The sequence below is a fragment of the Mycobacterium sp. NPDC050441 genome, from assembly GCF_040655355.1.
In the GTDB taxonomy this organism is placed as follows: Bacteria; Actinomycetota; Actinomycetes; order Mycobacteriales; family Mycobacteriaceae; genus Mycobacterium.
On the sequence record NZ_JBFAJS010000011.1, the window covers coordinates 19,331 to 32,800 of the forward strand.

10 protein-coding genes and 1 tRNA gene are annotated in these 13,470 nt (G+C 64.7%); 3 read left to right on the forward strand and 8 right to left on the reverse strand.

The window, feature by feature from the left end:
• Positions 1–15: 15 nt before the first annotated feature.
• From rho to argS, 6 genes are all read right to left on the reverse strand, one after another.
• Complete coding sequence (gene rho, locus AB0I14_RS27330; protein ID WP_358028566.1) at positions 16–2,130, reverse strand: transcription termination factor Rho; 2,115 nt, start codon at positions 2,128–2,130, stop codon at positions 16–18.
• A gap of 311 nt (positions 2,131–2,441) precedes the next feature.
• Entirely contained in the window at positions 2,442–3,389 is a 948-nt protein-coding gene (gene thrB, locus AB0I14_RS27335; protein ID WP_358028569.1) for a homoserine kinase, read from the reverse strand.
• 5 nt (positions 3,390–3,394) lie between these two features.
• Positions 3,395–4,495, reverse strand: coding sequence for a threonine synthase (thrC, locus tag AB0I14_RS27340; protein WP_358028572.1), 1,101 nt, complete (start codon positions 4,493–4,495; stop codon positions 3,395–3,397).
• The gene (locus AB0I14_RS27345; RefSeq protein ID WP_358028575.1) at positions 4,492–5,811 is read right to left on the reverse strand and encodes a homoserine dehydrogenase; all 1,320 of its coding nucleotides are present in this window, start codon (positions 5,809–5,811) and stop codon (positions 4,492–4,494) included. The genes thrC and AB0I14_RS27345 overlap by 4 nt, the downstream gene beginning before the upstream one ends.
• Entirely contained in the window at positions 5,808–7,193 is a 1,386-nt protein-coding gene (lysA, locus tag AB0I14_RS27350) for a diaminopimelate decarboxylase (RefSeq protein ID WP_358029014.1), read from the reverse strand. Before lysA ends, AB0I14_RS27345 begins: the two co-directional genes overlap by 4 nt.
• Before the next feature lie 35 nt (positions 7,194–7,228).
• Complete coding sequence (argS, locus tag AB0I14_RS27355; protein ID WP_358028578.1) at positions 7,229–8,878, reverse strand: arginine--tRNA ligase; 1,650 nt, start codon at positions 8,876–8,878, stop codon at positions 7,229–7,231.
• A gap of 105 nt (positions 8,879–8,983) precedes the next feature.
• Here argS and AB0I14_RS27360 point away from each other — a divergent pair.
• A tRNA-Arg gene (locus AB0I14_RS27360) sits at positions 8,984–9,059 on the forward strand.
• 137 nt (positions 9,060–9,196) lie between these two features.
• On the opposite strand, the gene AB0I14_RS27365 is transcribed toward AB0I14_RS27360, so the two are convergent.
• Both AB0I14_RS27365 and AB0I14_RS27370 read right to left on the reverse strand, forming a co-directional pair.
• Positions 9,197–10,078, reverse strand: a complete 882-nt coding sequence (locus AB0I14_RS27365; protein WP_358028581.1) for a hypothetical protein — start codon at positions 10,076–10,078, stop codon at positions 9,197–9,199.
• Positions 10,075–11,385 carry a hypothetical protein gene (locus AB0I14_RS27370; RefSeq protein WP_358028584.1) on the reverse strand — a complete coding sequence of 437 codons (1,311 nt, stop codon included), beginning with the start codon at positions 11,383–11,385 and terminating at the stop codon, positions 10,075–10,077. The genes AB0I14_RS27365 and AB0I14_RS27370 overlap by 4 nt, the downstream gene beginning before the upstream one ends.
• Before the next feature lie 670 nt (positions 11,386–12,055).
• Here AB0I14_RS27370 and AB0I14_RS27375 point away from each other — a divergent pair.
• A complete protein-coding gene (locus AB0I14_RS27375) occupies positions 12,056–12,277 on the forward strand; it encodes a hypothetical protein (protein ID WP_358028586.1) in 222 nt (73 codons plus the stop codon).
• Positions 12,278–12,291: 14 nt separating this feature from the next.
• Positions 12,292–13,458 (forward strand): acyl-CoA dehydrogenase family protein, encoded by a 1,167-nt coding sequence (locus tag AB0I14_RS27380; protein ID WP_358028589.1) that lies wholly within the window; start codon positions 12,292–12,294, stop codon positions 13,456–13,458.
• The last annotated feature ends 12 nt before the right edge of the window (positions 13,459–13,470 follow it).

Sequence of the window (13,470 nt, forward strand, 5' to 3'; positions counted from 1 at the left end):
CCGGTCAGACCGGGGTTAGTCGACGTCCATCGAGCCCGGAGTGGTCTTGGAGACCTGCACCAGGAACTCGTAGTTGGTCTTGGTCTTGCGCAGCTGGCTCATCAGCAAGTCGATGGCCTGGTGGCTGTCGAGACCCGAGAGCACCCGGCGCAGCTTGTGCACGATCGCGAACTCATCCGGGCTGAGCAGCAGCTCGTCCTTGCGGGTACCGGACGGATTGACGTCGACCGCCGGGAACACCCGGCGCTCGGCGATCTTGCGATCGAGCTTGAGCTCGGCATTGCCGGTGCCCTTGAACTCCTCGAAGATCACGGTGTCACCCGTGGAGCCGGTCTCGACCATCGCGGTGGCGATGATGGTCAGCGAGCCACCGTGCTCGATGTTGCGGGCCGCGCCGAGGAAACGCTTCGGCGGGTACAGCGCGGTGGAGTCCACACCACCGGACAGGATGCGGCCCGAGGCCGGGGACGCGTTGTTGTACGCACGTCCCAGACGCGTGATCGAGTCCAGCAGCACGACGACGTCCTTGCCCTGCTCGACCAGGCGCTTGGCCCGCTCGATCGCGAGCTCGGCGGCCTGGGTGTGGTCTGACGGCGGGCGGTCGAAGGTCGAGGCGATGACCTCGCCCTTCACCGAACGCTGCATGTCGGTGACCTCTTCCGGGCGCTCGTCGACGAGCACCACCATGAGGTGGCATTCCGGGTTGTTCCTGGTGATCGCGTTGGCGATGTCCTGCATGATCGTGGTCTTACCGGCCTTGGGCGGTGACACGATCAGGGCTCGCTGTCCCTTACCGATCGGCATGATCAGATCGATGACGCGGGTGGTCAGCCGCTCGGGCGTGGTCTCCAGGCGCAGCCGCTGGTTCGGGTAGAGCGGGGTCAGCTTGGTGAAATCGGGACGGTTCTTGGCCGCCTCGACCGGACCGCCGTTGACACTGTCCAGGCGCACCAGCGGGTTGAACTTCTGCCGCGGGTTCTGCCCGCCGCCGCCCTCGCCCTCGCGGGCCACCCGGACCGCACCGGTGACCGCGTCACCACGGCGCAGACCGTTCTTGCGGACCATGTTCATCGACACGTAGACATCGTTCGGCCCGGCCAGGTAGCCCGAGGTGCGGACGAATGCGTAGTTGTCCAGCACATCGAGGATGCCGGCCACCGGCTGGACGACGTCGTCCTCGCGCAGTTCGGTGTCGTTACCGCCCTCAGCGCCACGCTCCCCACGACGGCGACGGTCGCGGTCGCGGAACCGGCGGCCGCGACGGCCCTGACGGCCGTCCCCGTCCCCATCGTCATCGAGGTTGGAAGAGGAGTTGCCGCCCCGGTTCTGCTGGTTGTCCTGCTGATCGGACTGCTCGCGGCCCTGGCCCTTGTCCTGCCTCTGGTCGCGGTCCTGCTTCTGGTCGCGGTCCTGCTTCTGGTCGCGGTCCTGCTTCTGGTCGCGGTCCTGCTTCTGGTCGCGCTTGTCGTCCTGCTTGTTGTCGGCCTTGTTCTCGGCCTTGTTGTCAGTGTCGGACTGCTCGCGCTTGTCGCGCCGGTCCTGTCGGTCGCGCTTGTCCTGCCTGGCAGGCTTCTCCTGCGGCTCGGCGGCGGACTCAGCGCTCTTGGTGCCGGCCTCGGCCGCGGAATCGGCCTTCGCCTCAGCCTTGGCGGATTCACCGGCGGCCTCGCTACCAGCGTCTTTACCGGCGTCGTCCTTGACGGCGTCGGCGGCCGGGGCACCGGCCTGACGCGTGGAACCGCGACGCTCACGGCGTCGCGTGGCCGGCTGCTCGGCAGTCTCGGCACCGGCGTCCGGCTGGACGTCAGCGGGGGCCTGCTTGGCCTCGGCGGTGGCACCGTTGGATTCGCCACGGTGGGCACGAATAGCTGCGATCAGCTCACTCTTACGCAAACCGGATGCGCCTTCAACACCGATTTCCTTGGCCAGCGCTCGCAGCTCAGGCAGCACCATGGTCGACAGCGACGCGGGCCGGGCGCTCGAAGCGCGCCGCGCGGTGTCCGATCCGGGCGCAGAGGCAGCAGCCGGCGCCGCAGTGTCAGCGGTCGCAGTGCTTTCAGATGTCACGGCGTTCGGCAAATCCCCAGTGCCATTGGCATTGTCAGCCGTGAAGAGGTCCGTATCTGTCACGGATTTCCTTTCTTTCCCTCGCTCATCAGGTCGTGCGAGGGTTCCCCAAAGGTCGATGCGCGTTCAGCTGAACCGCTGAGCGCGAGCTCACACCGTCGCCTGTGCAACGGCGATCGCCAGGATCCGCCGATATACGGCGAACCGTCAGTCCACGAGTAGAACACAAGAAGATTGGGTGGTCGTCCTGGTGTCGACGCAGGCAGAGACGCTGCGAGTGCTGGACGAGAGCGAGAATAACTCGCTTTGGTGAAGTAATCAAGCAACGTCAACACTGGGCGTGTGGCGCTGGGCTCTCCTTGTGTCGCACATCGTCAGTTCTTGGCGGCCACACCCGACGTCCAGCGGACGCCGGTTCCGACCGACATTTCCTTGACGGTGAACCCTCTGGCAGTGCCGTAATCCACGGCCTCATCAGGCAGTCCTACCTGCGAACTCAGCCCCAGAACCGTAGGTCCGGCCCCGGACAGCACTGCTGCAATGCCACAACGCCGGAGCAGCTGCAGGTATTCCGCCGAGGCCGGCATCGCCGCTGCGCGTTGTGGTTGATGCAACACATCCTGCGTGGCGGTCATCAACAGATCGGGCCGCTCGGTGAGCGCCACCACGAGTAGGGCGGCCCGGCTGACGTTGAAGCGGGCATCGACGTGGCTGACCTGCTCGGGTAGCACGGCCCGGGTCTCGGCGGTGGACGAGCGCTGCTGCGGAACCGCGGGGAACAGGCGGATATCCGGATGCACGCGCACCGGCGCCGCGCGGTACCTCGGTCGGCCGTCGTCATCGGTTTCGGTCCAGGACACCACGGCCCCGCCCAGCACCGCCGCTGCCGCGTTGTCCGGGTGACCCTCGAACTCGCTGGACAGCTGGATCAGCTGATCCTCAGTCATGGGATCCGAACCAGCTTGCGCCACAAGGCCATTGACTACTGCCAGGCCACCGACCACCGCAGCGGCCGACGATCCGAGCCCACGCGAATGTGGAATCTCGTTGCGGCAGCGCACGATCAGGCCGGCGGCACGGTGGCCCGTGGCCTGCAACCCGGCCTCGATGGCGCGAACCACAAGATGCGTCGCGTCCAGTGGAACCTGACCCGCACCCTCGCCCTCAACCTCCAGCTGGAGACCGGATTCAGTTGTCTCGACGATGATTTCGTCGTACAGGCTGAGCGCCAACCCCAGGCTGTCGAAGCCTGGTCCGAGGTTGGCACTGGAGGCTGCGACGACAGCAGTGGCCGTGAGCCCGGCGGGCAGGGTCTGATTCACCAGGCTCAGACCAGTCCGAGTTTGGCAACGACGGCGACGGGATCAACGGGCACCGGGGTGACGGTGGGCATGTCCTTGAGCGCGGTGTCGGGATCCTTGAGGCCGTTGCCGGTGACGGTGCAGACCACTGTCGAGCCACGCTTGACCCAACCGTCCTCGATCGACTTGAGCAGACCGGCGACGCTGGCCGCCGACGCGGGCTCGACGAACACGCCTTCGCTACGGGCGATCAGGTGGTACGCCGCGAGAATCTCATCGTCGGTGGCCGCCAGGAACCGGCCCTTCGACTGTTGCTGGGCCTCTACCGCTCCGGACCACGATGCCGGCGAACCGATCCGGATGGCGGTGGCGATGGTCTCGGGCTCCTTGACCGGCTCACCCAGCACCAGCGGGGCGGCTCCGGCCGCCTGGGTGCCGAGCATGCGCGGAAGCCGGTCCGACAGACCGTCGCGGTGGTACTCGGTGTAGCCCTTCCAGTAGGCGGTGATGTTGCCCGCGTTGCCCACCGGCAGCGCGTGCACGTCGGGGGCGGTGCCCAGCGCGTCGACGATCTCGAACGCAGCGGTCTTCTGCCCCTCGATGCGGTACGGATTGACCGAGTTCACCAGGGCGATGGTCGGGAAATCCGCGGTGATCTTGCGGGCCAGTTCCAGGCAGTCGTCGAAGTTGCCGTCGACCTGAATGATCTTGGCGCCGTACATGACGGCCTGCGCCAGCTTGCCCATCGCGATCTTGCCCTGCGGGATCAGCACCGCACAGGTGATGCCGGCCTGTGCGGCGTAGGCCGCCGCCGAGGCCGAGGTGTTGCCGGTGGAGGCACACATCACGGCCTGCTGTCCGCGGGCCAGCGACTCGGTGACGGCCACGGTCATGCCGCGGTCCTTGAAAGATCCGGTCGGGTTGAGGCCCTCGACCTTGAGATGCACTGTGCAGCCGGTGAGTTCACTCAGGCGCTTGGCATGGATAAGCGGCGTGCCGCCCTCGAGCAAGGTGATCGGCGTCCAGTTGTCGCCGACCGGCAGGCGGTCTCGGTAGGCCTCGATCAATCCCGGCCAGGGCCGGTGCACCGGCCCTGCACTGGTCTTTCCTTGAGTCCCGGGGTTCATGCGTTCGTTCCTTCCATACGCAGCACGCTGTTGATGGTCTGCACCGCGTCGAGATCGGCCAGCGCCTCGACGGTTTCCGAGAGCGCGGCATCAGTGGCCTGGTGGGTGACCACCACGATGCACGCACCACACGGCTGCCCGTCGTCGTCGACCATGCCCTCCTGGCGCACCTCGGCGATGCTGACCTCGCGCTTGGAGAATTCCGCTGCCACAGCGGACAACACGCCCGGCCGATCCGAGACGTTCATGTTCACGTAGTAGCGGGTGGGGATGAATCCGATCGGGGCGATCGGCAGCTTGGCGTACTTGGATTCCCGCGGACCACGGCCACCCTGGACCCGGTTGCGCGCGGCCATCACGACGTCGCCCATCACGGCCGACGCGGTCGGCGCTCCCCCGGCACCCTGGCCGTAGAACATCAGCCGACCGGCCGCCTCGGCCTCGACCACCACGGCATTGAAGGCGCCGTTGACCGCGGCCAGCGGGTGCGTCAACGGCACCAGCGCCGGGTAGACGCGCGCCGAAACACGTTGCTTACCTTCATCGGTGGTGAGCCGCTCGCAGATGGCCAGCAGTTTGATGGTGCAGCCGAGCGAGCGGGCGGACTCGAAGTCAGCCGCACTCACCTTGGTGATGCCTTCGCGGTAGACGTCGTCGGCGGTGACGCGCGTGTGGAAGGCGATCGAGGCCAGGATCGCGGCCTTGGCCGCGGCGTCGTAGCCCTCGACGTCGGCGGTGGGGTCGGCCTCGGCGTAACCCAGCGCACTGGCATCGGCCAGCGCCGAGCTGTAATCGGCTCCGGTGCTGTCCATCTCGGACAGGATGTAATTGGTGGTGCCGTTGACGATGCCCGCCACCCGCAGTACCGAATCACCGGCCAGCGACTGGGTCAGCGGACGGATGACGGGGATCGCACCGGCCACGGCGGCCTCGAAATACAGGTCGACGCGCGCCTTTTCGGCGGCCTGCGCCAGCTCGCCGGTGGACTGAGCCATCAGCGCCTTGTTGGCGGTGACCACTGACTTGCCCTGCTCGAGGGCGGCCAGGATGGCCTTGCGGGCCGGCTTCACCGGGCCCATCAACTCGACCACGATGTCCACGTCGTCACGCGACACCAACTCGACGATGTCGTCGGTGAGCAGCTCCTTGGGCACGCCACGGTCACCGGAGACCTTGCGCACCCCGATGCCACGCACCTCGAGCGGGGCGCCGATGCGGGCGGCAAGATCGGTGGCGCTCTCGTTGATGATGCGCACCACTTCGCTGCCGACGTTGCCCAGCCCCAGTACCGCTACGCCGATGGACTTCTCACTCATTGACCACTCACCTCCAGGCTCAAAAGATCGTCGACAGTCTCCCGACGGAGCACCAGCCGTGCCTTGCCGTCTTTCACCGCCACCACGGCGGGCCGGCACAGCAGGTTGTACCGGCTCGACATCGAGTAGCAGTAGGCGCCGGTCGCGGCCACCGCGAGCAGGTCCCCCGGCTCGATGTCATCGGACACCCACGTGTCGCGGACGACGATGTCGCCGGTCTCGCAGTGCTTTCCGACGATGCGCGCCAGAGCCGCGGGTGCGTCGCTGGTGCGGGACACCAGACGGGCGTCGTACTCGGCGTCATACAGCGCCGGGCGGATGTTGTCGCTCATTCCGCCGTCGACGCTCACGTAGCGTCGCTGCGCGGTGGTGCTGATCGCCACGTCCTTGACGGTGCCGACCTCGTACAGCGTGATGGTCCCCGGCCCGGCAATGGCGCGGCCCGGTTCCACCACGAGCTTCGGTGTCGGCAGTCCTACAGCCTCGGACTCGGCGCGCACGATGGCCTTGAGCTTGTCGGCGAGTTCCTTCATCGGCGGCGGGTCGTCGGCCGGGACGTACGAGATCCCCAGTCCCCCACCGAGGTCGATGACCGACATCTGCGATGTCTTCTCGACACCGAATTCGGAAACGACGTCACGCAGCAGGCCGATCACGCGGTGGGCGGCCACCTCGAACCCGGCGACGTCGAAGATCTGGCTGCCGATGTGGCTGTGCAATCCGACCAGTCGTAGGTTGTCGGCGGCGAACACCTTGCGTACCGCTTCCATCGCCGCACCACTGGCCAGCGACAGCCCGAACTTCTGGTCCTCGTGGGCGGTCGAGATGAACTCGTGGGTGTGCGCCTCCACGCCTGGGGTCACGCGAACCAGCACGTCCTGGACGATGCCCGCGGCGCCGGCGACACCGTCCAGACGCTCGATCTCGATCAGGGAATCGACCACCACATGCCCAACCCCGACCTTGACGGCAGTGGTGAGCTCAGCGACAGATTTGTTGTTGCCGTGCAGGGTGATTCGCCCCGTCGGGAAGTCGGCGTGCAGCGCCACCGCGAGCTCTCCCCCGGTCGCGACGTCCAGCGAAAGGCCCTCCTGATTGACCCAGCGGGCGATCTCGGTGCACAGGAACGCCTTGGCCGCGTAGTGCACGTAGTCGCCGCCACCGAAGGCCGCGGCGATGTCGCGGCAACGCGACCGGAAATCGTCTTCGTCGATCACGAACAACGGGGTGCCGTACTCGGCGGCAAGATCGGTGACCGCCACCCCGGCGACGGAGACCACGCCGTCGGTACCACGAACCAGGTTTCGCGGCCACACATTCGGGGCCAACAGCAGGATCTCGTCGGGGCTCTGCGGCTTGGCGGGGGCACCGGGATGGTGGATCTCTTCGGCGTGCCGGGGACCGGCGGGATGTGCGTTCACATCCGCTCCGGGGCGGTCACGCCGAGGATGCCCAGACCGTTGGCGATCACCTGGCGGGTGGCCTCACACAACGCAAGCCGGGCCGCGTTCAGGTCGCCGGGCTTCTCGTCGCCCTGTGGCAATACGCGGCAGGCGTCGTAGAACCGGTGATAGTCGCCGGCCAGGTCTTCCAGGTAGCGGCACACGCGGTGCGGTTCACGCAGTGCGGCAGCGGCTTTGAGCACACGCGGGAACTCACCCAGGTTGCGGATCAGGATGCCCTCTTTGTCGTGGGTCAGCAGATCCAGGTGAGCGGTGTCGGCGGTGACTCCGAGGTCGGCGGCGTTGCGGGCCAGCGCCGACAGCCGGGCGTGCGCGTATTGCACGTAGTAGACCGGGTTTTCGCTTGACGCACTGGACCACAGCGCCAGGTCGATGTCGATCGGGGTGTCCACCGAGGACCGGATGAGTGAATACCGCGCGGCGTCGACGCCGATGGCCTCGACCAGATCGTCGAGGGTGATGACGGTGCCGGCGCGCTTGCTCATCCGGACCGGCTGGCCGTCGCGGACCAGGTTGACCATCTGGCCGATCAGCACCTCGACGGTGTCCGGGTCGTCACCGAGCGCCGCCGCGGCCGCCTTCAGCCGGGCGATGTAGCCGTGGTGGTCGGCGCCGAGCATGTAGATGCACAGGTCGAACCCGCGCTGACGCTTGTCCAGGTAGTAGGCCAGATCGCCGGCGATGTAGGCCGCATTGCCGTCGCTCTTGATGACGACACGGTCCTTGTCGTCACCGAATTCGGTGGTGCGCAACCACGTTGCGCCATCCTTCTCGTAAATGTTGCCGGTCTCGCGCAGCTTGGCGATGGCTTGATCGACCCGGCCGGAGGTGTGCATCGAGTCTTCGTGGGTGTAGACGTCGAAGTCGGTGCCGAACTCGTGGAGCGATTCCTTGATGTGGGTGAACATCAGGTCCACGCCGATCTCGCGGAAGACTTCCTGCTGCTCGTCGGCGGGCAGGCTCATCGCATCGGGCCGCTTGGCCAGGACGTCAGCGGCGATGTCGTTGATGTAGGTGCCGGCGTACCCGTCCTCCGGAGCCGGCTCCCCCTTGGCCGCAGCGACCAACGACCGGGCGAACCGGTCGATCTGGGCGCCGTGGTCGTTGAAGTAGTACTCGCGGGTGACGTCGGCGCCCTGAGTCGACAGGAGCCGTCCCAGCGCATCGCCGACGGCGGCCCAACGGGTGCCGCCGATGTGGATGGGTCCGGTCGGGTTGGCCGAGACGAACTCCAGGTTGACCTTCTCGGCGAGCTCGACAGAGTTGCCGTAGCCCGTGCCCGCGGTCAGCACATTGGTGACGATGACGCCCTGCGCGGACGCCTCGATGCGCAGGTTGACGAAGCCGGGCCCGGCGACCTCGGCCGCGGCGATGCCGTCGGCGGCGGTCAGCGCGGTGGCCAGCCAGCCGGCCAGCTCGCGCGGGTTGACGCCGACCTTCTTGGCGAGCTGCAGCGCGAGGTTGGTCGCGTAGTCGCCGTGCTCAAGGTTGCGCGGGCGCTCGACCGTGACGGTGTCGGGCAGCGCGGCGGGGTCCAGGTCGTGTTCGGTCAGCACTGCGGCGGCAGTAGCCTTGAGCAGCTCTGCGAGGTCGGCGGGGGTCACGAGGGTCCATCCTATGGTCTGGGGTCGCTGCGCCCCGAATCAGTATTCGCCGCAGCATGCGCTACGCTATGCAAGCCCAATCGGCGCAGCTGGCCTCCAGCCCGCGCCCCCGTAGCTCAGGGGATAGAGCGTCTGCCTCCGGAGCAGAAGGCCGCAGGTTCGAATCCTGCCGGGGGCACCACGTCTGACCTGGTAAAACAGGGTATCACGGAGTGGCCTACCTATCCCCTACCCATCCGCTCGCCGCTGGTGCGTCGGGATGCGTTCGCTGGGCACCGACCCCCCACCCGCCCTGGCGTAGAGGCATGCGCCAGCCCGTCAGGCCTTAGGACCCCTCGTCATCGTGTAGACGATGTAGAGGTGATCGCTGGGGTTGGCCCAGGTGAAATTGATTCGTTTGCCGACGCCGTCGAGATTCCATTCGATGTAGTCGGGTCGCTCGACGCATCCGCGAAACCAATTCTTGACGCCGTTGGCTACCGTGTAGCCGCGGTAGATCGGAAGCACTGAGAGACCAAAACTGAACCCGTTGAGTTCGACAATTCCGCCGCCAAGTGTCTGGTCAGCGAGGCCGCTGCGAAATGTTTCGTCTTCATGCCAAAGTATCGGGTACGCCCCCCAAAAGTCCGTGAGGGTGTGTTCGAGTTTCGTGAATGGATCGAACTTCAGGCTCTCGTTCTGCGGATCGCCCGCGACGCACAGCCCCAGTCCTTTCGGCCACACCTTCTTGCCCAACAGATAGTCGATCGCAACAGGCGGAATCGGGCTATGGAGCCTGCCCTTATTCGCCGAGAATGCTTTGCCCGCCGCATGATTGAGCAAGAGCTTGAGCGCCCACCGCTCGAAGTCATCGCCCGAAATGGTGATCTCTTCGGGGCCGCCCCAGTCGCCCGCGCCGCCCAGAAAATCGAGTGCGATCTGCCGAACGAATGTCGCGAATTGTAAAGCGGCTGCATCGGCCCCACTCAGAGCGGTGTTGTGGTTGACGCATAGAGCGTTGACCACAAAATTCTTCGGACTCACGCCTGTCGGAATCCCGAAGCCGTGATTGTGCATAATCTTGGCTTCGGGGTCATCAAAGGTGTACAGCTTGATCATGGAGTGCGAGAAGTAATGCTCACCGGAAATCCTCGTGGAACATCCGCCGTGCAAATTCGCATAGCATTTTGGATGCTGGAAGTTTGGATCTTCGTCCGTCATGAGACTTTCCGAATGATCCAGATTGGCGTCCCTTTGCGCTCTCGGACAGAATCTCCGTCCGAATCGAACAACTCGATGACAACGCCGGAATCTTGATCGGTATGAGGCTTAATAAAAGCAATTCGCCAGGCCTGCCCTAGCTGGAATGTATCGTCATCGCCGGGGATACACCAGTCGCCAATACTGGCTTGCTCGACGGGCGTTCGAACGGCGTCGTCGGGGTTTGGCCGTATCCACGGATCGTCGCCGGGTCGGCCGGACAGTTGCCATTCGAGGTGGCTACGGGACTCACGGTTTTCCAACGCCTTCGCATTAGAGATCGCGCGTCGATATTGGCGTTCCTCGTCGTCATCGCCACCGTAGATCCAGACCCCTTCGTGCTCGGTGCCGAACTCTGCGAGCCTGCGATGTATGGCTTCGAGGCCTTTGTTTTGCTCCTTCTGTTGTTTTTCCAATGTTTTGACGAGGTCATGCACGGTCTTGATGTCGACCCATGTGGCGCCTTTGAATAGTTCGGAGTCAAGGACGGCCTTTGTCTCGAACTGTTTATCGTGACTGTCCTCGTACGTAACCGTTGCTTTATGAACGGGTGGCAGCGTCATGTCTTCGATAACTTGCTCATATGTATAAGTTTCGCCTGTGTAGCTCATGTGGGCCTGAATCGTAAGCTTCTGTTCGTCGGTCAACTCGGATTCGGTCTTTCCAGCAACCGGTGCCCATTTTTTTTGATGCTGTTTTCGCGAAATGGAATGATCCCAACCGGTGCGCCACTCCTGGCCGGGTGCGAGTATTGGGAATTCTGGTATGGGAACGTCGGCCAGCTTGCCTTTCGAAGCCAGGTTCGGCGTCGCCTTTAGCGGGGGATCAAACGCAGCTTTGACATGGTAGGCGGGTGTCGTGCCAAAATTCTTCACGACGATCTCGATGAATTGCTTTGCTGACGGGTTCAGTTCAGTAAACAAGACGACGTTTGGTTGCGCTTGTTCTTCGGCAATCCTGACCTGAGTTTCGATTGCCTCTCGCGCCTGGCGCTCTTGATCCAAGCGCGCTTCCCGCGCCTCACGGACTTGATCCTGCGCTTTATCGACTTGCTGTTTCGCGTATCGACCCGCGACAACGACGGTCGCGATTCCGACTAGCACCGCTACCCATGCCGCCGAGGCCGACCAGAAATCTGGCGATCTGGCAGCCAGGTTCTTGCCAATCGGGTTTAGTCGACCTGTCATGTCCAACGCGGCGGCTCCACCGAGGATCACCAAGACGCCGACCGGCCACCACTGTTTCACAATGTCGCTGCCTCGCCCCATCCCACAAACCTATTCGGCGCTACCGACAGTTTCGATCAGCCGCGCCGTTTGCAATGGCCGAGCGTTGAGATCTTTGGGAAGATCCCGAACTGATTGCTCGCTGCGGCGCGCCTGTCTCAGGGTGTCGGCACGCTCGATCAGAATTGATCCATGTCAACGCCCGATAGGAACATCATCAGGGCGGAGCCGTGCGTTCAGTGCGGAGCACCCGTTCAGTAGGTGATTCGCACGTTCACCGCTGCGGGTGGTGTGGAAGTGGGCGAGACAGAGTGAAAACCAGGTGCACCAATGGGTGCCTCGGACACGTCTAGACCCGCTGCCCCCAATCACCGGGCGAGACGGGTTACCTTCACTCGCGCCACCACGTCGACGCGGCGACCCGCCACCCGGTAGGAGACTCCCGCGTATCCACCGGAGCGGGTTACCTTCACCCGGCGACTACCAGGGATGACCCGACGCCGCGCTGCCTTGGACGACAGAGCACCACCGACCAGCGCGCCACCGACGACGTCGCGAGTGAACCGCCCGCGCGAGTCACGCGGACAAGAAGAACGGCGATCAGTGCAAGAATGCGGCGCTGTGCGGGGCGACGGACTGCAAATTTCACGGCGGCGCGGCTAAGCACGTACGCAATGCAGCGCGCGTAAGACTCGCCAATGCAGCCGACCGGATGGCCAAGGAATTGCTCAACATGGCGACCGACGAGAGCGTTTCGGATGCCGTGAAGCTCAATGCAATTCGGGATGGGCTCGACCGTGCTGGACTCAGGCCAGGCATCGAAGTTGAAATCGGAGTCAAGCCCATCGATCAAATCATGGACGGTCTTCGCGGTGTCGAAGGCGGGTCTGGCGGCCCTGACCGTATTACAAACTCTATAGAATATTTTCTATAGAGTTTTGCGAAAGGATGCCCGCAGTGATCACCTTGTCCGCCGAAGAGCAGGCCATCGTCGAAACCGTCCGCGACTTCGTCGACAAGCAGGTGCGCCCCGTCGTCCGCGAACTCGAACATGCCAACACCTACCCCGAAGAACTCATCGAGGCGATGAAGGAGATGGGCATCTTCGGCCTCGCGATCCCGGAACCGTATGGCTTCGCGGCGGTTTCGACGCCGTGCTACGCGCAGGTCACCGAGGAACTCGCACGTGGGTGGATGAGCTTGGCCGGCGCGATGGGCGGACACACCGTGGTCTCCAAGCTGCTGCTGCAGTTCGGCACCGAGGAGCAGAAGGAGAAGTACCTGCCGCGGATGGCCACCGGTGAGTTGCGGGCCACGATGGCGCTCACCGAACCCGGCGGCGGCTCCGATCTGCAGGCCATGCGCACCGTCGCAACGAGGGACGAGAGCGGCTATGCGATCAACGGGTCGAAGACCTGGATCAGCAATGCCCGCAAGGCCGGCCTCGTCGCGCTGCTGTGCAAGACCGATCCCGCCGCCTCCCCCGCCCACAAGGGTGTGTCGATCCTGTTGGTGGAGAAGGTTCCCGGTTTCACCGTCTCCAAGGATCTGCCGAAGCTCGGCTACAAGGGTGTCGAGAGCTGCGAGATCAATTTCGTTGACTGTCACGTGGATTCGGATGCAGTACTGGGCGGCGTCGAAGGTCGCGGCTTCGCCCAGATGATGAAGGGACTCGAGGTCGGCCGGATCCAGGTCGCCGCCAGGGCGACCGGGGTGGCGCGCGCAGCCTTCGATGACGCGCTGCAGTATGCCCAGGACCGCGAGAGCTTCGGGGTCCCGATCTGGAAGCACCAGTCAGTGGGCAACATGCTCGCCGATATGGGCACCAAGCTCTACGCCGCTCGCAGCCTCCTGCTCGATGCCGCTGAGCGCATCGACGGCGGCGGGCGTTGCGACATGGAGGCCGGTATGGCCAAGCTGTTCGCCTCCGAGACCGCGATGGAGATCGCGCTGAATGCCGTGCGCATCCACGGCGGCTACGGCTATTCCACCGAGTACGACGTGGAACGCTATTTCCGGGACGCTCCACTGATGATCGTCGGGGAGGGCACCAACGAGATCCAGCGCGGCGTGATCGCCAAGCAACTCGTCAAGCGCGGCGGACTCGACATCTGAGGCAGCCGACAT

Bases quoted from the DNA above. Each gene is read 5' to 3' on its own strand.
- thrC (WP_358028572.1), bottom strand. From the start codon at position 4,495: ATGAACCCCGGGACTCAAGGAAAGACCAGTGCAGGGCCGGTGCACCGG.
- AB0I14_RS27345 (WP_358028575.1), bottom strand. From the start codon at position 5,811: ATGAGTGAGAAGTCCATCGGCGTAGCGGTACTGGGGCTGGGCAACGTC.
- AB0I14_RS27365 (WP_358028581.1), bottom strand. From the start codon at position 10,078: ATGACGGACGAAGATCCAAACTTCCAGCATCCAAAATGCTATGCGAAT.
- AB0I14_RS27370 (WP_358028584.1), bottom strand. From the start codon at position 11,385: ATGGGGCGAGGCAGCGACATTGTGAAACAGTGGTGGCCGGTCGGCGTC.
- AB0I14_RS27375 (WP_358028586.1), top strand. From the start codon at position 12,056: ATGGCCAAGGAATTGCTCAACATGGCGACCGACGAGAGCGTTTCGGAT.
- AB0I14_RS27380 (WP_358028589.1), top strand. From the start codon at position 12,292: ATGCCCGCAGTGATCACCTTGTCCGCCGAAGAGCAGGCCATCGTCGAA.